This is a genomic window from Amycolatopsis thermalba (genome assembly GCF_023376025.1).
Lineage (GTDB): Bacteria > Actinomycetota > Actinomycetes > Mycobacteriales > Pseudonocardiaceae > Amycolatopsis_E > Amycolatopsis_E thermalba.
Genome location: NZ_CP091196.1, coordinates 4,379,992 through 4,398,356, shown reverse-complemented (window position 1 = coordinate 4,398,356; position 18,365 = coordinate 4,379,992). Strand labels below are relative to the sequence as shown.

Below are 18,365 nucleotides of genomic sequence, written 5' to 3'. Positions count from 1 at the left end.
CCCTCTCCCGACCCCCTGGAGTTCGCACGATGACGCTCATCCGACGCCGGTCGCTGCGCGCGGCCGTCGCCGGGGCCCTGCTGGCCACCGGTTTCGTTCTCGGCACCGCGACGGCCCACGCGGCCGCCGAGGACCCCCGCGCCACGCGGCACGACGGCAACGCCAGCACCTGCGCCGGCGCCAAACTCGCCGGCACCACCCTCACCGCGCCGGGCGACTACACCTTCACCCGCGGCAAGCTCGACGACGACCAGTACCTCGACATCGTCTCCGTGTCGCCGGACATCACGGTGACCGGCATCGTCGTCAAAGGCGGCAACGCCTACAACGTCTACGAGCCGGGCAAGCTCGGCCTCTCGAACACCCCGCCGTGGACGGACCTGCGCGCCCCCGCGACCGGCAAGAACGACAACATCCCGCAGCTGAGCCACTGGTTCGTCTGCGGCATCGGGAAAACCACCACCAGCACCAGCACCTCGGCGGCCAGGACCAGCACCACGACGACCGCCCCGGCCACGTCCACCAGCGCGGTCAGCACCAGCACCCCGTCGCGGTCCACCGCCGGGACCACCGCCAGCAGCTCCCCGGCCGGCGCCGCCGCCGTGGCGGCCACCAGCGAAACCCCGAAGGCCACCGCGCGCGACGCCTCCGACCTGGCGCACACCGGCTTCGACGGCGGCTGGCTGATCGGCCTCGGCGCGGCCCTCGTCCTCGGCGGCGCGGCGCTGGTGTTCCTGGTGCGCGCCCGCCGCAAGGCCTGATCACCCGCCCGGCAGACTGGTCGCCGTGGAGGTGATCGGTCTGCCGGGCGGCATGAGCTGGGAGTCCTCTGTGGAGTACTACCGGCTGGCCGACGAGCGGGTGCGGGCGCCGAGCTGGCCCGGGCGGCGCGGGCGCTGGAGGCGGCGGGCGCGGACGTCGTCGTGTTGTGCACCAACACCATGCACAAGGTCGCCGGGACGATCGCGGACGCGGTCGGAATCCCGATGCTGCACCTGGCCGACGCCACCGCCGCCGCGATCACCGACGCCGGCCGTCGGCCTGCTGGGCACGCGGTTCACCATGGAGCAGCCGTTCTACCGCGATCGCCGCGCCGCGCACGGGCTCGACGTGCTGGTGCCCGAAGCGGCCGACCGCGACCTGGTGCCCCGGATCATCTACGACGAGCTGGTCCGGGGCGTGACGCGGGAGGAGTCCCGCGCGGCCTGCCGCGGCGTGATCGAACGGCTGGTGACGGCCGGTGCCGAGGGCGTCGTGTACGGCTGCACCGAGTTCGAACTGCTGGTCGGCGAGGCCGACAGTGCCGTGCCGGTGTTCCCCACCACGCGCCTGCACGCCGAGGCCGCGGCCGACTTCGCGCTGGGCGTCCGCCCGCTGCCCGCCGCGCCGGTCGGCTGATCCCCGCGCGGTCGGCGTCCGGTCGGCCAAACCCGGGCGGGCGAGCGGCGGCGGGTCAGGGCTGGGGCGCGGTGCCGCCGAGGTGGGCGGGCAGCCACCAGAGGTCGTCCGGGCCGGCGGGCTTTTCCGGGTACTCCGCCTGGGCCCGGTCGAGCAGCAGGCTCATCCGGTCACGCAGCTCGCGGGTGACGGCGTCGGCGTCGTCGGCCGGGCCGGGGCGCAGCGGCTCGTCCATCAGGATCGAGATCGGCACGTGCCGCTGGGTGAGCCGGCGCGGCCGGCCCTTCGTCCACAGCCGCTGCGAGCCCCACACGGCCATCGGGATCAGCGGCACCCCGGCCTGGGCCGCCATCCGCGCCGCGCCCGACTTGACCTCCTCGACCGTGAACGACGGGCTGATCGTGGCTTCCGGGAACACGCCCACGACCTCGCCGCCGCGCAGCCGGGCGACCGCCTCGTCGTAGGCGCCGCGCCCGGCCGCGCGATCGACCGGGATGTGGCCCATGCCGCGCATCAGCGGGCCGGAGATCCGGTGGTCGAAGACCTCCTTCTTCGCCATGAACCGCACCAGCCGCTTCGCCGGCTGCGCGCCCAGGCCGCAGAAGATGAAGTCCAGGTAGGAGACGTGGTTGCAGGCGATGACCGCGCCACCGCGGGCGGGGATGTGCTCGCTGCCCTCGACGCGCAGTTTCAGGTCGAGGACCCGGAACATGGTCTTCGCGAACAGGACGACGGGTGGGTACACGAGCTCTGCCATCCCGTCAGGTTACGGGACCGTAGGTTACTTCTCCGTAGGGTCGCGATGTGACGTTCGTCCGGTTCGCCGGAGGCTCAGGAAGCCGCCTTCGCCCGTGCCGCCTCGACGCGCTCGGCGTGGCTCGGCGGGTTCGCCGGCACGTGCGCGGGCCGCTTGGCCTCCATCTCCTTGCGCAGCACCGGGACGACCTCCTCGGCGAGCAGGTCGATCTGCTCCAGCACGGTCTTCAGCGGCAGGCCCGCGTGGTCGATGAGGAACAGCTGGCGCTGGTAGTCGCCGACGTCCTCGCGCATCGCCGCGTACCGGTCGATCACCTGCTGCGGGCTGCCGACCGTCAGCGGGGTCGTCGCGGTGAAGTCCTCCATCGACGGGCCGTGGCCGTAGACCGGGGCGTTGTCGAAGTAGGGGCGGAACTCGTTCCACGCGTCCTGGGAGTTCCTGCGCATGAAGACCTGCCCGCCGAGCCCGACGATCGCGGTGTCGGCCGGGCCGTGGCCGTAGTGCTCGAACCGCTGCCGGTAGAAGTGCACCATCTTCTTCGTGTGGGACATCGGCCAGAAGATGTTGTTGTGGAAGAAGCCGTCGCCGTAGTAGGCGGCCTGCTCGGCGATCTCCGGGCTGCGGATCGAGCCGTGCCAGACGAACGGCGGAACCCCGTCGAGCGGACGCGGGGTGGCGGTGAAGCCGCGCAGGGGGGTGCGGAAGTTGCCCTCCCAGTCGACGACGTCCTCCTCCCACAGGCGGCGCAGCAGGGCGTAGTTCTCGATCGCGAGCGGGATGCCCTGCCGGATGTCCTGGCCGAACCACGGGTAGACCGGCCCGGTGTTGCCACGGCCCATCATCAGGTCCATCCGGCCGCCCGAGATGACCTGCAGCATCGCGTAGTCCTCGGCGATCTTCACCGGGTCGTTGGTGGTGATCAGCGTCGTCGAGGTGGACAGGATGATGTTCTTGGTCACCCCGGCCAGGTAGCCGAGCAGGGTGGTGGGGGAGGACGCGACGAACGGCGGGTTGTGGTGCTCGCCGGTGGCGAAGACGTCGAGCCCGGCCTGGTCGGCGTGCTGGGCGATGGTCAGCATCGACCGCACGCGCTGGGTGTCGTCCGGAGTTTGGCCGGTCGTCGGATCCGTGGTCACGTCGCTGACGGAGAAGATCCCGAACTGCATGACAGCCTCCTGCTGATCTGGTGTCCCCGGCCGGTAGAACGTCTCGCGCGGAAGAATATTCCGGGCGAGATTATCCGCCGGTCCAGCGGCGGTGGGCCTCCGGGTCGACGTTGCCGCCGCACACGATGGTGACCACGTGCCGCCCGGCGAAGCGCTCGCGGTCTTCCAGGATGGCCGCCACGCCCAGCGCGGCCGACGGTTCGACGACCAGGCCGGCGTGGTCGAGCAGCATCCGCATCCCGGCGATGATCGACTCCTCCCGGACCAGGACGGCGTCGTCGGCGACCCGGAGGAGGTCGTCGAGCACCGCGGGAATGGGGCACCGCCCGGCGACGCCGTCGGCGATCGTGTCGGTGGCATCGGTGGTGACCACGCGCCGCTCGCGCCAGGACAGCGTCATCGCCGGTGCGCCCAGCGGCTGGACGCAGATCACCTCGGCGCCGGGCAGGCAGTCCTTCACGACGTGACCCACCCCGGTCGCCATCGCGCCACCGCCGAGAGCGATCAGCACGGCGTCGAACGGCGGCGCGGCGTCCACCAGTTCCAGGCCGATGGTCGCCGCGCCCTCGCACGTCTCGATGTCGAGGCTGTCCTCGACCAGCCGGATCCCGTCGTGCCGCGCGATGTCCGCCGCCCGCTCGCGGGCCAGCTCGAAGTCGCCGTCCACCAGCTCCAGCCGGGCGTCCAGGGCGCGGATGCGGTCGAGCTTGGTCACCGGCGCAAAGCGGGACGCCACGACGGTGACGTCGAGCCCCCGGTTGCGGCCGGACCAGGCCAGTGCCTGGCCGAGGTTCCCCGCGCTGGCGCACACCACGGCATCCGCGCCGGGCGCGCTCGCGATCACCTCGGTGCCGCGGCCCTTGAAGCTGCGCACCGGGTTCGCCGTCTCCAGCTTGATGCTGACCGCGCAACCGAGGCCGGGTTCCAGCGCCACGCAGCGGTAGAGCGGGGAGCCGAGGAACAGCGGGTCGATCACCTGGCGGGCGGCCCGGATCCGGGCCGTGTCGAGACGCGTCGTCAGCATGCCCCCACCCTGGCGCGCGCCCGGCGGCCAGGTCCAGCAGTGTCCCACCCGTGGTGAGGGGCCGCGGCGTGGATACTCGTGCGATGAGCCCGGGCACGCTGCCTCGCCGGATCGGCCGCCGTGACGTGGCCGCGTTCGCGCGCGGCTGCGCGGTGCTCGGCTGCGGCGGCGGGGGCGGGGTGACGCTCGCCGAGCGGCTCGCGCGCGACGCGGTCGAGCGGTCCGGCCCGGTCCGCGTGGTGGATCTCGACGAGCTGCCACCCGATGCGCTCGTCATGCCGTGCGGCATGCTCGGCTCCCCGCTGGTGTTCGAGGAGCGCCTGCCCACCGGGGACGAACCGGCCGAGCTGGCCGCCGCCGTGCGGGACGTCCACGGACGGCCGGTCGACGCGCTGATGCCCTTCCAGCTCGCCGGCGCGAACGGGCTGATTCCCCTGGCCTGGGCCGCCGTGCTGGGACTGCCGCTGGCCGACGCCGACGGCACCGGGCGCCCGATGCCGAACATGGCCACCGTGATGGGCCTGGCCGGGGTGCCGCCGACGCCCGCGTTCGTGGTCGACGGCGCCGGCCAGAGCATCACGATCCGGGCCCGCACCCGGGAACGGTTCGTGACCACCGCGTTCGGTGTGCTCGCCGGGGTCGGCGGTCTCGGCGCGTTCGCGTTCGAGCTGATGGAGGCGGCGGTGGCCCGGCGGGCCGCGCTCCGCGGCACGGTGTCCCGGGCGCTCGCCATCGGCCGCGCCGCGCTCGGCAGGGCCGGGAGCGTCGAATCCGCGCTCGGCGGTGGTCGTGTCCTGGTCCGCGGCCACGTGCGGCACCTCCGGCACCACGGACCCGAGCAGCGCACCGGTGGTTCGCTGATGATCGACAGCGCGGACGGGGACCGGTCGCTGCGCGTCGAGTTCCAGGAGGAGTTCCTGCTGGCGCTCGACGGCGGCCGGGTCGTGGCCGCCACTCCGGACACCATCGTCCTGTTCGCCACGGAAACCCGCCGTCCGCTGCTGATCGACGAGCTGCGCGAGGACCTGCTGGTGACGGCGATCGCCGCGGACGGGCCCGCGGCCTGGCGGACACCGGAGGGCCTCGCGCTCGCCGGGCCGGCCGCCTTCGGGTTCGATCTCGCCGGGGAGGCGCCGCGATGACGACCGGGCCGGTGCGGGTGGCCGTCGCCCTGGGCAACCAGCGGACCGAAGCCGCGGCGGTCACGCCGGACGGCCACCCGGTCGCGGCCGTCGAGACCGCCGCCACGGGATCGGCGGCGGCGGACGTGGACGCGGCGCTGGCCCGGTTGCTGGCCGCCGGGCCGGTCCGGCCCGGTGCGGTGGCGGCCGTCGTGGTCGCGGGGAACTGGGCGGCGACGGGATTGCACCGGCTCGGCGAGCTGAGCCCCGTCCTGGCCGTGCGGCTGGCGGCCTCGCCACGATCGGCCTTCCCGCCGCTGGCCGGCTGGCCGGAGGCGCTGCGGACCGCCGTCTCGGCCGGCGAGGTGATCGTCTCCGGCGGGCGCACCGTCGACGGCAGCGCGCCGGAACCGCTCGACCGGACGGGGTTGCGCGACGCCCTGGCACACGCGGGCGCCACGGCGGCGGCGGTATCGGTCACCGGCACGTTCTCCGGGGTTTCGGATGCGGACGAGCGGGCGGCCGAGCGGATCATCGAGACCGCGCTGCCCGGGCTTCCGGTGGTGCTGAGCCACCACTTCGGCGTCCTGGGACTGCTGGAACGCGAGAACACCGCGGTGCTGAACGCCGCGCTGACCGGGGTGGGGCGCCGCGTGACGGACGCGGTGGCCGCGGCCTCGCGCGAGCGGGGCGTGCACGCTCCCTGTTTCGTGGTGCGCACCGACGGGACACTCATGCTCGCCGAACACGCGGCCCGCTTCCCGCTGCTGACCCACGCCGGCTGCGACGCGGCCTGGCTGCGCGGCGGCGCCCTGCTGACCGGCGTGGCCGAGGCGTTCGTCTGCCGGGTCACGCGCGGCGGGGTGGCGGTCGGCGTGGTGCGCGCCGGCCGTCCGCGCCTGACCCCGGGACGACGCATGATCGCCGGGGTGCCGACGACCGTGGCGGTCCCGCAGGTGGTCACGGCCCGCGCCGCCACCGGGTCCCGGTTCCTGCGGGCGATCGAGCCGATGCGGGACCGCGGGGCGCCCGACCAGCTGGTGGTGGTCGGTCCGCCCGATGACCTCCCGGCCGGCCTGCCCGGCTTCGATGACGTGCTGCGCCCCCGGCAGGGTGAGTTCGCCGCGGCCCTCGGCGCGGCGCTGGCGCCGGTCGGCGCCACCGCCGAGGCCATCCTGCCCCGCGGCACCCCGGCCGGTGAGCGGCGCGCCACGCTCACCCGGCGGGCCGTCGAGCGAGCGGTGGGCCACGGCGCCGACCCGGACGCGATCTCGGTCGTCGAGGTGAGCGAGCTGCCGTTGCCCTACCTGCCGGACAGCCCGGTCCGGGTCCGGGCACGCGTCGAAGGACCGCCTCAGCTGCGCGTGCGGCCTTCCTGAAGCAGCCGGATCCGGCAGGCCAGCTGGAGCATCATCCACTGGTCCGGGTCGTCGAGGTCGACGTCCAGCATCGCGAGGATCCGCTGGATCCGGTACGACAGCGAGTTGCGGTGCAGGTGCAGCGCCTCGGCCGCGTGCAGCAGCGACCCGTGGTGGTCGAGGTAGGCGGCCAGGGTGCGCACCGCCGTCGCGCACCGCTCCGGATCCAGCCGGTCCAGCGGAGCGAGCAGGGTCCGGCTGATGTCCCGGCCGCTCGCCGACGCCGACCACTCGGCCAGGAACCGGTTGGTGCCCAGGGAATCGAACGCCACGACCGGATCCTCCCGGGCGGCCAGCGCCCCCCGCGCCTCCGCCACCGAGCGCCGCATCCCCTCCGGGCCGGGATGCGCGCTGCCCACGCCGGCCCGCGCCGGGATGCCCAGATCGGCCGCGCCCGCCACGATCTCCCTGGCGACGGCGGTGACCGCGGGGACCGCGCCGAGCCCGGGATCGGTGGGGTCGATCCGCACGAAGAGCTGCGCGGCCCCGCTGCGCGCCCGCTGCCACACGCCCCCGGCGTCGCGCGCGACTTCCAAGGCGACGCGCCGGACCTCGGTGGCCCGGTCGAACCGTGCGCTCTCCCGCAGGTCGTCCGCGCCGGGGTCACCGGTGTCCAGCAGCAGCGCCGTGTACCAGCCGTCGATGTCGATGCCGAGGGCACGCGCCCGGTCGAGCAACCGTTCGGCGCCGGCCCGTTCGGCGGACAGCAGTTCGGTCAGCAGCTCGGCACGGCGCTGCTCGGGCGCCTCCTCGGCGCGCCGGGTGCGCCGGACGACCTCGCCGACGGCCGCGGCGCACAGCGCGAGCACCAGCTCCTGCGCCATGTCGTCCGCGCGGTCGCCCGTCCGGGCGGCGCTCAGCGCTCCTTCCTCGCGGCCGTCGACCAGCACCGGGGCCGTCAGTTCGCCCGGTCCCGGCGGGCGGTACGCGACGGGTCCGGCGATCGTCCCCGCCGCGGCGAGGAGATCGTCCAGTGAGGCGCCCTCCGCGAGCAGGCCGCACAGCCGCGTCAGCCCGTGGTGGGCCCGCTCGAGCGCGGCCGCGGCGCCGGTGGTGAGCCTGCGGTCCACCGCCACCACCAGCTCGGCCGGCGAGGTCCGCGCATCGGCGTGCAGCACCACGACCGGGCCGGACACCGCGATCGCGGACGCCGAGGGCTCGATCACGGGCGGTTCCGCGGTCAGCAGGACCACCGCCGCCACCGCGTGCTCGGCCGCCACGCGGAGCGCCACGTCGAGCCGGTAACCGGTCAGATCCGCCGACGCGCGGGCGGTCAGGATCACCACCGTGCCCGCGCCGGCACCCGCGATCCCGGTGACGTCCTCGGCGATCGACACCCCGGTGACCGGCACCCCGGACACCTCGCCGCCGGGTGCCAGCCGGGTCACCAGCCCGGCCAGATGGGGGTCGCGCAGCACTTCGCCGACCGTCGTCATCCCTCCATGATGCTGTGCGTTGTGCACGAACGCGACCACAAAACCGTGCGATCGACCCGAAGACGGCCGGGTTCCGGCTTCACATACTGGGCGCACATCGGACGAAGGGAGTCCCAGTGCCTGCACCAAGCAAGACACCTGGAACCCGCGTGGCCGTCGACGTCGGCGGGACGTTCATCGATTTCGTCATGCTCGACGAGGCCAGTGGCGAGCTGGTGATCGAAAAGCAGCCGTCGACGTCGTCGAAGCTGGTGGAGGAGTTCCTCACCGGCCTCGGCAGGCTGCCGGTCGGCATCGGCGCGATCGAGCGGATCTTCCACGGCACCACGGTCGCGATCAACACCATCCTGCAGGAGCGCGGGGTGGCGGTCGGCCTCATCACCACCGGCGGCTTCCGCGACGTGCTCGCGCTGGCCCGCGGCGGGCGCCCGGAGATCTACAACCTGTGCTACGAACCCGTGCGTTCGCTGGTGCCCCGCGACATGCGGGCGGAGGTCCGGGAGCGGATCGCCGGGGACGGCACGATCATCGAGCCGCTCGACGAAGCCGGGGTGCTCGCGGCCGCCGGCCTGCTCGTGGGACGCGGCGCCGAGGCGATCGCGATCTGCTTCCTGCACTCCTACGCCAACCAGGAGCACGAGCGGCGGGCGGCGGAGCTGGTGCGGGAGGCGCACCCCGGCGTCGCGGTGACCGCCTCCAGCGAGCTGATCACCGAGTGGCGCGAGTACGAGCGGACGTCCACGACCGTGCTCAACACCTACGTCCAGCCCGGGTTCGAGCGCTACATCGGCGACCTGGTCCGGAACCTGCGGTCGCACGGCTACGACCGGCCGGTCGCGCTCATGCAGTCCAACGGCGGCGTGATCGCCGAGCACCTCGCCGCGCGCAAGCCGATCCGGACGCTGGAGTCCGGGCCCGCCGGCGGGGTGATCGGCGCGGCGGCGCTGGCCGCGCGGCTGGGCCACCGGGACGTCATCTGCGCGGACGTCGGCGGCACCAGCTACGACGTCGCCCTCATCGAAGGCGGGCAGATCCTCGAGCGGTCCGAGACGGCGGTGGCCGGGCGCCCGATCCTCGGCCCGACCATCGACATCGTGTCCATCGGCGCCGGGGGCGGGTCGATCGCCTGGATCGACCACCGCGGCGTGCTGCAGGTGGGACCGCGCAGCGCCGGGGCCCATCCGGGGCCGGCCGCCTTCGGGCTCGGCGGCACCGAACCGACCGTCACCGACGCCCACCTGCTGCTCGGCCGGATCGATCCGGAGCGCTTCCTCGGTTCCCGGATGCGGCTCTCGGTGGATGCCGCGGCCGCGGCGATGAGGTCGAAGATCGCCGGGCCCCTCGGCCTGTCGGTGGAAGAGGCCGCCGCGGGCACGCTGGCCATCGCGGAGACGAGCATGACCTACGCCATCCGCGCGATCACCGTGGAACGCGGTCTCGACCCGCGCGACTTCGTCATGTACTCCTACGGTGGCGGTGGTGGCCTGTTCGCGGCGGCGGTGGCCGGCCACTGCGAGGTCGGCAAGGTCGTCATCCCCCGGGCGCCGGCGAACTTCTCGGCGTGGGGCATCCTCAGCTCCGACTACCGGGAAGACGCGGTGCTGACGCGGGTGCTGCCGTGGGAGGAGACCCGCCGCGCCGAGGTCGTCAAGATCCTCACCTCGCTCGCCGATCAGGCCGCCGACCAGGTGGCGCAGTACGGGTTCACCGGCGACTCCCTGATCACCACGTTCCAGCTCGACATGCGCTACGCGGGCCAGGACGCCACCATCCCGGTGCCGGTGGAGCGGGAGTGGCTGGACTCCGGCGACGCGCTGCTGCCCCGGGTGCGCGAGAGCTTCGTCGGCGCCCACCGCCGGCTGTACGGCCACGGCGCGGCGGACGCGGATCTGGAACTCGTGCACTGCCGGGCCCGGGTCGTGGGGCCGGTGACCAAACCGGACTGGCCGGTGTGGACCCCACGGGAACCGGCGCAACCACGCGAGATCCGTCCCGTGTACTTCGGGCAGGGCTTCACCGACACCGCGATCTACGAGCGCGACGCCCTCGCCACCGGCCAGCGCGTGCCGGGACCGGCCATCGTCGAGGAATGGACCACGACCACCGTCGTGCCGCCCGGCTGGACGCTCGAAATCGACGACCTCGGAACCATGATCATCACGCGAACGGAGGACCAGCCGTGACCGGGCCGGACCGCATCGACGTCGTCACCGCCGAGATCATCCGCAACGGAATGACCTCCGCGGCGCTGGAAATGGCCAGAACCCTGCGGCTGACCGCGTACAACCCGTTGCTGTTCGAATCGCAGGACTTCGGGCTCGGCATCGTCTCGCCGGAGGGCGAGATGTGGGGCGAGGCGCCCGGTGTCGCGGCCTTCATCGGCTGCCTCGGGGACACCATCCGCACCGGTGTCGCCGGCCTCGGCCTCGACGCGTTCGGCGAGGGTGACGTGTTCATCGTCAACGATCCCTACCTCAGCGGGACGCACATCTCCGACACGACCATCTACCGCCCGGTCTTCCACGCGGGCCGGCTCGTCGCGTTCTCCTCGGCCACCGCGCACTGGGCCGACATCGGCGGCAAGGAGCCGGGCGGCTGGTGCCGCGACTCGACGAGCATCTACCAGGAGGGCATCTGCTTCACCCACCTCAAGCTGGTGTCGGGCGGCGAACGGAACGCCGAGCTGTTCAAGCTGATCGCCGCGAACGTCCGGTTCCCCGGCCTGGTGATGGGTGACCTGGAAGCCAAACTGGCCGCCACCCGCCAGGGCGCGCTGCGCGTGCAGGCCCTGTGCGAGAAGTACGGCGCCGACGTGGTCGCCGCGTCGATGGCGTTCGTCATCGAGCGCACCGACGCCGCCGTCCGCCGGAAGATCGCGGAGATCCCGGACGGTGAGTACGGGGCGGCCATGTGCCTGGACTCCGACGGTGTGGTGGAGAACGACCCGGTCCGGCTCGCGGTGAACCTCCGCGTGGACGGCGATCGCATGACCGCGTCGTTCGAGGGCACCAGCCCGGCCCGGACCGGCCCGGTCAACCTCAACCCGATCGTCGCCGGGAGCGCGGTGCGGATCGCGCTCAAGGCACTGACCATGCCGACCGACCCGACGAACGCGGGCCACTTCCGGGCGCTGGACTTCGACCTCACCCCGGGCACGGCGCTGACCGCGGAGCGCCCGGCGCCGTGCGATTCCTACGGGTACTCGGTGGTCACCGTCGTCGAGCTGTGCGTGCGGGCGCTGGCCGAGGCGGTGCCGGACTGGTGCCCGGCGGGCGGTTCGCAGCTGACCGGCATCGTGCTGTCCCGCTCGGACCCGCGCGACGGCATGCCGTTCATCTTCAGCGACCCGGTCGACTGCGGCACCGGCGGACGGCCCGGCGGGGACGGCGCGGTGCTGAACGTGATGGGCAACGGTGACGTGCCGACGACCCCGGTGGAGATCATCGAGACGCGGTACCCGGTGCGGATCGAGCGGTTCGAGTACGCCCCGTACGTCGCGGGGGCCGGGCGGCACCGCGGTGGCGCGGGGGTTCGCCGCGACTACCGGATCCTGGACAACGGGCTGAACCTCAACGTGATGGTGGAGAACACCGTGGACGTGATGGGCCGGGGCGCGCACGGTGGCCGCCCGGGCAAGCCGGCGCGGGTGGTCGTGCGTCCCGGCACCGACCGGGAGGTCGTCGTGACCAGGCACAACAGCGCGCACCGGTTGTGGCCGGGCGACTCGTTCACCGCGGTCACCTCGGGTGGCGGCGGGCTGGGCGACCCGTTCGACCGGGATCCGGCGGCGGTGCTGCGCGACGTCCGCGAGGAGCTGCTCAGCGCCGAGGACGCGGAATTCCTCTACGGGGTCCGGGTCCGTCAGGAATCCGGCGCGTGGCGCGTCGACGAGAAGAGCACGGAGGCGCTGCGCGCCGGTGGTGCTCGATGACCCGGTTCGCCGACGCGCACAACGACCTGCTCTACGAGGTCGCCCATCGCGCGCACCTGCCGAACCCGTTCGGCCGGTACTGGCTGGGCCAGTTGCGGCGGGGACAGGTCGCGCTGACGGTGTGCCCGGTCAGCGCGGGGCTGGAGCAGCTGCCCGAAGGCGGCCTGCGGGCGGCGCTCACCCAGTGCGGCGCCTTCCACCGGGCGCTGCGGGAGAACCCGGAGGATCTGGTCTGGGCCCGGGGCGCCGGGGACCTCGCCGAGGCCGAACGCAGCGGCCGGGTCGCCCTGGTGCTGAGCATGGAAGGAACCGAGCCCTTCGGGTACACGCCCGCCCTGCTCGAGCCGTTCGTCGCGCTCGGCGTGCGGATGGTCGGGCTGACCTGGAACCGCCGCAACCCGTTCGCCGACGGCCTGGGCGAGCACGACAGCGACGGCGGGCTCAGCGCGCTCGGCCGCACCCTGGTCGACGCGCTCGTGGACCGGCACGTCGCCATCGACCTCGCCCACGCCAGCCCCCGCACGCTCGACCAGGTCCTGGACCGGGCGGCCCACGGGCACGTGCTCGTCAGCCACGCCGCGTGCCGCGCGGTGTACGACAGCCCGCGCAACCTCAGCGACGAGCAGCTCACCGCCGTGGCCGGCGCGGGCGGGCTCATCGGGGTGATGCCGCACCCGGTGACGCTCGGCGTCGAAGGCGGTGCGGCGACGCTCGACAAGGCGGTCGACCACCTCGACCACGCCCGCGAGGTCGTCGGGGTGAAGCACCTGGCGATCGGGTCCGACTTCTCCCGCCAGATCGTCCGGTCCGGGGCGCTGCACATCCCGCCGGACGTGATCATGCCGGACGGGATGACGTTCGACGCGGCGGTGGACGGGTTCGAAGGACCCGCGGACTTCCCCCACCTCGCCGAGCGGATGCGGGCGCGCGGCTGGTCACCCGCCGAGTGCGACGCCGTCCTGCACGACAACCTGCGCGCCTTCCTCGACGGCGTGCTCGACCACCACGAACCCAGCACGGGAGCCGCACATGCGCACCAACGTTGACCCCGGCACCGCGAAGGGCGCCTACACCCCGCTCATCGTCGCCGGTGACCTCCTGTACGTGTCCGGCCAGGGCGGATTCGACGCGGACTTCGCGATCGTCCCCGGTGGCATCGAGAGCGAAACCCTGACCGCGCTGGGAAATCTGGAGCGCATCCTCGCCGAGGCCGGCGCCACGGTGGACGACCTCGTCGCCGTGACCTGCTATCTCGCCGACATCGACGACTGGGCCGCCATGGACGCCGCCTACCGGCGGTTCTTCGGTGACCGCCAGCTGCCCACCCGGACGACGGTCGGCGTCGCCGCGCTGCCGTTCGGCCTCCGCGTGGAGATCACCGCGGTGGCCTACCGCCCGGGAGCCGGCCGGCCCTGATCCCGCAACTCGTGACCGGCGGTGCCGCCGAGCGGCACCGCCGGTCACGGCTGCGCCGGCGCGGCCCCCGGCCTGGCGAGGGTCTCGTGCATGAACCCGGTCAGCCACTGCTGCGCCGGGGTGCGGGCGTGGCTGTGCCGCGCGTACACCGAGACCTGCGCGGGCTCGATGTCGAACGGCAGCTCCAGCAGCCGCACGCGGTGACCGCTCGCGAAGGCGTCCGCCACCAGCCTCGGCACCATCGCGACCAGCTCGCTGTCCTGCACCAGGTAGGGCAGCGTGGAAAACCGCGTCACCTCCAGTACCACCCGGTCCAGCAGGCCGCGCGCCTCGAGGGCCCGGCGCGGGCCGTGGTGCCCGGTCGGGCCGAACACCGTGATGTGCCGCTCCGCGGTCAGCTCCGCCACGGACATGGCAGCGCCGCGCAGCCGGGGGTGGTCCCGCGCGACCATGCCCACGTAGCCCTCGGAGAACAGCGGGATCCGCGTCACCCGCTGCGAGCTGATCAGCGGTGAGGCCACGAACGCGTCGATCTCGCCGCGGCCGAGCTGGTCCACCGCGCTGTCCACGTCCAGCGGCCGCACCGTCAGCGTCACCCCGGGCGCCCGCGCCGCCAGCGCCGCCATCAGCCGGGGGAGCAGTGTCACCTCACCCAGGTCCGACAGGGCCAGCGTGAACCGCGCGCACGCGGTCGCCGGGTCGAAGGAGTGCGCGCCGCTCAGCGTGGACTCGATCTCGGCCAGCGCGTGGTGCAGCGGCGGGTACAGGGCCTGCGCGGTCGTGGTCGGCACCAGCCCGCCGCCGGTGCGGCGGAACAGCTCGTCGGAGAACCGCCGGCGCAGCTTCTGCAGGCTGTAGCTCACGGTCGGCTGCGTGACGTGCATCGACTCCGCGGTCGCCGTGACGCTACGCGTCTCGTAGAGCAGCACGAACGCGCGCACGAGGTTGAGGTCGAAGTCCCGCATCATCGATCCTGTCTATGAGGGCGGTCGGCAACATTGATTGGAGCACGACCGGATGATCTGCCACCCTCGGGACACCCCGTTGCCGAGGAGGACACCGAGCATGCCGACCGTCCGGAAGATCGCCCACGAGTTCCTCGAACGCCGTGGCCTCACCACGATCTTCGGCAACCCCGGCTCGAACGAGCTGCCGTTCCTGGCCGATCTGCCCGCGAGCTTCACCTACGTGCTGGGCCTGCACGAGGGCGTGGTGGTCGGCATGGCCGACGGCTACGCCCAGGCCACCGGCCGCCCGGCGCTGGTCAACCTGCACGCCGCCGCCGGGTCGGGCAACGCGATGGGCGCGCTGACCAACGCCGTCTACTCCCGTTCGCCGCTGGTGCTGACCGCGGGTCAGCAGGTCCGCTCGGCGATCGGCCTGGAGGCGATGCTCGCCAACGTCGACGCCACCTCCCTGATGCGGCCACTGGCCGGCTGGTCCGGCGAACCCAGCTGCCCCGGCGACGTGCCGCGGTCGCTCGCGCAGGCGGTGTTCGAGGCCGAACTGCGGCGCCGCCCGACCTACCTGTCCGTGCCCTACGACGACTGGTCCGCCGAGATCGACGACAACCCGGTTCTCGACCGCGCGGTCCGCCGCGGCCTGTCCCCGGACGCGGCGCAGCTGGACGACCTCGCGCGACGGCTCGCCGCCGCGCGGAATCCCGTGCTGGTGCTCGGCGGCGACATCGACGCCCTCGGCCTCTTCGACCGCGCGGTGGCCTTCGCCGAGCACTTCGCCCTGCCGGTGTGGGTGGCGCCGTCGCCGCACCGGTTGCCGTTCCCCAACCGGCACCCGCTGTTCCGCGGCGTCCTGCCGGCCGGGATCGGCTCGGTGTCGTCGCGGCTCGACGGGCACGACCTGATCCTGGTGCTGGGCGCGCCGGTGTTCCGGTACCACCAGCACGTGCCCGGCCCGTTCCTGCCCGACGGCGCGGCGCTGGTCCAGGTCACCGACGACCCGGGCGAGGCGGCCCGCGCGCCGATGGGGGAGTCGCTGGTCGCCGCCGCCGGGCCGGTCCTGGACGGCCTGCTCGCCCGGCTGCCCGCGCGCGAGGCGGGGGAGACCGCGTTCGCGCCCACCCCGGAGCCGGCCACCGGCGAGCGGGCCCTGCACCCGGAACAGGTGTTCGCCGCGCTGCGCGAGACCCAGCCCGCCGACACCGCCTACGTCGTGGAGTCCACGTCGACCAATTCCGCCTGGTGGCGGCAGATGGACCTGCGCCGCCCCGGCTCGTACTTCTGGCCCGCCGCGGGCGGTCTCGGATTCGGGATGCCCGCCGCGGTCGGGGTCGCGATGGGCCTGCCCGGCCGCCCGGTGGTCGGCGTGATCGGCGACGGCTCCGCGAACTACGGCATCACCGCGCTGTGGACCGCGGCCCACTACCGGGTGCCGGTGACGTTCGTGATCCTGCGCAACGGCACCTACGGCGCGCTGCGCTGGTTCGCGGACCTGCTGGGCACCACGGACGTGCCGGGCACCGAGATCCCGGGCCTGGATTTCACCGCGATCGCCGCCGGCTACGGTGTGCCGGCCACCACGGTGTCCGATGTGGACGATCTGCGGGCCCAGCTGAAGACCGCTCCGGCCGGGCCGCGCCTGATCCAGGTCGACACCGAACCGACCACTCCCTGATTCCCCCACCCCACAAGGAGAACGGCAATGACGACGTCTCCCGCCCGCTCGGTCTGGACGGCGGTGCTGTGCTGGCTGACCGTCCTGCTCGAGGGCTACGACCTGGTCGCGCTCGGCGCCACCATCCCGACGCTGCTCAAGACCGGGCACCTCGGGTTCACCGCCGCCGGCGCGACCGCCGTGGCGACCGTGTCGCTGATCGGCGTCGCGGTGGGCGCCGCCGCGCTCGGCCCGCTGACCGACCGGTTCGGCCGCCGCATCATGCTCATCGGCTCGGTGCTGCTGTTCTCGGTGTTCACCCTGGTGCTGCCGCTGGCCCCGAACGTCGCCACCTTCGGCGTGTTCCGGTTCGTCGCCGGGCTCGGGCTGGGCGCGTGCATGCCGGTCGCGCTGACCGTGATGTCGGAGAACCTGCCCGCGCGGCGCCGGGCCAGCGCGTCCACGTTCACCATGACCGGCTACCACGTCGGCGCGGTGCTCACCTCGGTGCTCGCGCTGGCCGCGGTGGAGAACTGGCACGTGCTGTTCTACGGCGGCGGCATCGCCGGGCTGCTCGTGGTGCCGATCATGGTGTGGAAGCTGCCCGAGTCGGCCGCCTACCTGGAGGCCAAGCAGGACGCCGCGAAGTTCGGCTTCCGCGACCTGATCGGCCCGAAGTTCCGCCGCATCAGCATCGCCGTCTGGACCGGTTCGTTCATGGGCCTGCTGCTGGTGTACGGGCTGAACACGTGGCTGCCGCAGCTGATGCGCACCGCCGGCTACCCGCTGTCCACGTCGATCACGCTGCTGCTGGTGCTCAACATCGGCGCGGTGATCGGGCTCGTCCTCGCCGGCACCATCGCCGACCGGTTCGGGATCCGCCCGATCGCGCGGATCTGGTTCGGCGCCGGCGCGGTGCTGCTGGCGCTGCTGAGCCTGAAGATCGGCAACGCCTTCGTGCTCAACGGGCTGGTGCTGCTGACCGGTGTGTTCGTGTTCTCGGCGCAGGTGCTGATCTACGGCTACGTCGCGCACGCCTTCCCGGCCCAGGCGCGCGGCACGGCGCTGGGCATGACCTCGGCGATCGGCCGGCTCGGCTCGATCCTGGGCCCGTTCGTCACCGGCGCGCTGGTGACCGCCGGGGTGGCCTACCCGTGGGGCTTCTACTTCTTCGCGGTCGTCGCCGCGCTCGGCCTGGGCGCGATCCTGCTGCTGGGCTCGGGCAAGCGCGAGGCGCCGTCGGCGGCTCCGGCGTCACCGGCGCAGGAAGGGCTCCAGCACTGACAGCAGCTCGGCCGGCCGGTCCAGCGGGATGATGTGCCCGCAGTCTTCGATGAGGTGGCTGGTCAGGTCGTCGGTGACCGGCCGGAGCTGGCGGGCGAGCGCGTCGCCGACCGGGTGCGCGCCGATGGCCAGGGTGGGCACGGTCAGGCGCCGGGCGCGCACGGCCGCCTCGATCTGCCGGGCGCTGCGCGGCAGCTCGCGGTAGTAGGAGAACGCGCGGCGCAGGGCTTCGGTCCCGGTGTAGGCGGCGACGACGGCGTCCCGGACCGCGGCCGGGACGCCGCGCCCGCGCGTGCCGGCGGCGAGGAACCAGCCGAGGTAGGCGGCTTCGTGACCGGTGAGGACCTCCTCGGCCAGGCCGGGCATCGCGTGGAAGCCGAACCACCACGGCGGCCCGGCGGCGAGGAAGTCCCCGCTGCCGGGCAGGGTGCCCAGCAGCGATTCCATGACGGCCAGGCGGCGGACCCGGCCGGGGTGCCGCAGGGCGAGCAGTGCGGCGGGTGTTGTGCCCGCGTCGATGCCGACCACCGCGGCGGTGTCCTCGCCGAGCGCGTCCAGGACGCCCAGCGCGTCGGCGGCGAGCGTGCCGGCGTCGTAGCCGCCGGCGGCGTCGCTGCCGGTCCAGCGCATGTCCGGCGCGATGACGCGGTGGTGCCTGGCGAGCGCGGGCACGATCCCGTGCCACACGTGCCTGGTGTGCGGGAAGCCGTGCAGCAGCAGGACGGCCGGGCCCTCTCCGGCGGTGGTGACGGTGGTCTCGATGCCGTTGGTCCGGACGCGGTGCAGGTCCACGGGCTCCTC

The 18,365-nt window shown here is 73.6% G+C and carries 15 protein-coding genes and 1 pseudogene; 10 read left to right on the top strand and 6 right to left on the bottom strand.

From position 1 onward, the window contains the following. Positions 1 to 29 precede the first annotated feature (29 nt). Positions 30 to 761 (top strand): hypothetical protein, encoded by a 732-nt coding sequence (locus L1857_RS21260; RefSeq protein WP_249466045.1) that lies wholly within the window; start codon positions 30 to 32, stop codon positions 759 to 761. 25 nt (positions 762 to 786) lie between these two features. Further along, positions 787 to 1,398: pseudogene (locus L1857_RS21255) on the top strand (aspartate/glutamate racemase family protein). A gap of 55 nt (positions 1,399 to 1,453) precedes the next feature. On the opposite strand, the gene L1857_RS21250 reads toward L1857_RS21255, so the two are convergent. From L1857_RS21250 to L1857_RS21240, 3 genes are all read right to left on the bottom strand, one after another. Beyond that, entirely contained in the window at positions 1,454 to 2,155 is a 702-nt protein-coding gene (locus L1857_RS21250; RefSeq protein ID WP_249466039.1) for a lysophospholipid acyltransferase family protein, read from the bottom strand. A 74-nt stretch (positions 2,156 to 2,229) separates the two neighbouring features. Next, on the bottom strand, positions 2,230 to 3,321 hold the full coding sequence (locus L1857_RS21245; protein ID WP_094002751.1) for an LLM class flavin-dependent oxidoreductase: 1,092 nt from the start codon (positions 3,319 to 3,321) through the stop codon (positions 2,230 to 2,232). A gap of 70 nt (positions 3,322 to 3,391) precedes the next feature. Continuing rightward, entirely contained in the window at positions 3,392 to 4,345 is a 954-nt protein-coding gene (locus L1857_RS21240) for a threonine ammonia-lyase (protein ID WP_116109664.1), read from the bottom strand. An 83-nt stretch (positions 4,346 to 4,428) separates the two neighbouring features. Between L1857_RS21240 and L1857_RS21235 the strand changes: the two genes are divergently transcribed. Both L1857_RS21235 and L1857_RS21230 read left to right on the top strand, forming a co-directional pair. Continuing rightward, positions 4,429 to 5,487, top strand: coding sequence for an S-methyl thiohydantoin desulfurase family protein (locus L1857_RS21235; RefSeq protein ID WP_249466036.1), 1,059 nt, complete (start codon positions 4,429 to 4,431; stop codon positions 5,485 to 5,487). Continuing rightward, positions 5,484 to 6,845, top strand: coding sequence for a hydantoinase/oxoprolinase family protein (locus L1857_RS21230; protein WP_249466029.1), 1,362 nt, complete (start codon positions 5,484 to 5,486; stop codon positions 6,843 to 6,845). The genes L1857_RS21235 and L1857_RS21230 overlap by 4 nt, the downstream gene beginning before the upstream one ends. On the opposite strand, the gene L1857_RS21225 is transcribed toward L1857_RS21230, so the two are convergent. After that, a complete protein-coding gene (locus L1857_RS21225; RefSeq protein ID WP_249466021.1) occupies positions 6,821 to 8,320 on the bottom strand; it encodes a PucR family transcriptional regulator in 1,500 nt (499 codons plus the stop codon). The two genes, L1857_RS21230 and L1857_RS21225, sit on opposite strands and share 25 nt — an antisense overlap. 149 nt (positions 8,321 to 8,469) lie before the next feature. Here L1857_RS21225 and L1857_RS21220 point away from each other — a divergent pair, with 149 nt between their 5' ends. From L1857_RS21220 to L1857_RS21205, 4 genes are read left to right on the top strand one after another with little or no spacing between them, the layout of a single operon-like run. Then, on the top strand, positions 8,470 to 10,503 hold the full coding sequence (locus L1857_RS21220) for a hydantoinase/oxoprolinase family protein (RefSeq protein ID WP_116109660.1): 2,034 nt from the start codon (positions 8,470 to 8,472) through the stop codon (positions 10,501 to 10,503). Next, positions 10,500 to 12,251 carry a hydantoinase B/oxoprolinase family protein gene (locus tag L1857_RS21215; protein WP_249466012.1) on the top strand — a complete coding sequence of 584 codons (1,752 nt, stop codon included), beginning with the start codon at positions 10,500 to 10,502 and terminating at the stop codon, positions 12,249 to 12,251. The genes L1857_RS21220 and L1857_RS21215 overlap by 4 nt, the downstream gene beginning before the upstream one ends. Then, positions 12,248 to 13,297, top strand: coding sequence for a dipeptidase (locus tag L1857_RS21210; RefSeq protein WP_249466005.1), 1,050 nt, complete (start codon positions 12,248 to 12,250; stop codon positions 13,295 to 13,297). The genes L1857_RS21215 and L1857_RS21210 overlap by 4 nt, the downstream gene beginning before the upstream one ends. Further along, positions 13,281 to 13,667, top strand: coding sequence for a RidA family protein (locus tag L1857_RS21205; protein ID WP_094002759.1), 387 nt, complete (start codon positions 13,281 to 13,283; stop codon positions 13,665 to 13,667). The genes L1857_RS21210 and L1857_RS21205 overlap by 17 nt, the downstream gene beginning before the upstream one ends. 44 nt (positions 13,668 to 13,711) lie before the next feature. Here the strand turns inward: L1857_RS21205 and L1857_RS21200 are convergent, their stop codons facing one another. After that, complete coding sequence (locus L1857_RS21200) at positions 13,712 to 14,635, bottom strand: LysR family transcriptional regulator (protein ID WP_233156987.1); 924 nt, start codon at positions 14,633 to 14,635, stop codon at positions 13,712 to 13,714. Positions 14,636 to 14,732: 97 nt separating this feature from the next. On the opposite strand from L1857_RS21200, the gene mdlC reads away from it, so the two are divergent. Together mdlC and L1857_RS21190 are read left to right on the top strand one after the other, a co-directional pair. Then, positions 14,733 to 16,301, top strand: coding sequence for a benzoylformate decarboxylase (mdlC, locus tag L1857_RS21195; protein WP_116109656.1), 1,569 nt, complete (start codon positions 14,733 to 14,735; stop codon positions 16,299 to 16,301). Between the two features lie 27 nt (positions 16,302 to 16,328). Further along, positions 16,329 to 17,564 carry an MFS transporter gene (locus L1857_RS21190; protein WP_249466001.1) on the top strand — a complete coding sequence of 412 codons (1,236 nt, stop codon included), beginning with the start codon at positions 16,329 to 16,331 and terminating at the stop codon, positions 17,562 to 17,564. Here the strand turns inward: L1857_RS21190 and L1857_RS21185 are convergent. Next, the gene (locus L1857_RS21185) at positions 17,535 to 18,356 is read right to left on the bottom strand and encodes an alpha/beta fold hydrolase (protein ID WP_249465997.1); all 822 of its coding nucleotides are present in this window, start codon (positions 18,354 to 18,356) and stop codon (positions 17,535 to 17,537) included. The two genes, L1857_RS21190 and L1857_RS21185, sit on opposite strands and share 30 nt — an antisense overlap. Positions 18,357 to 18,365: the final 9 nt, after the last annotated feature.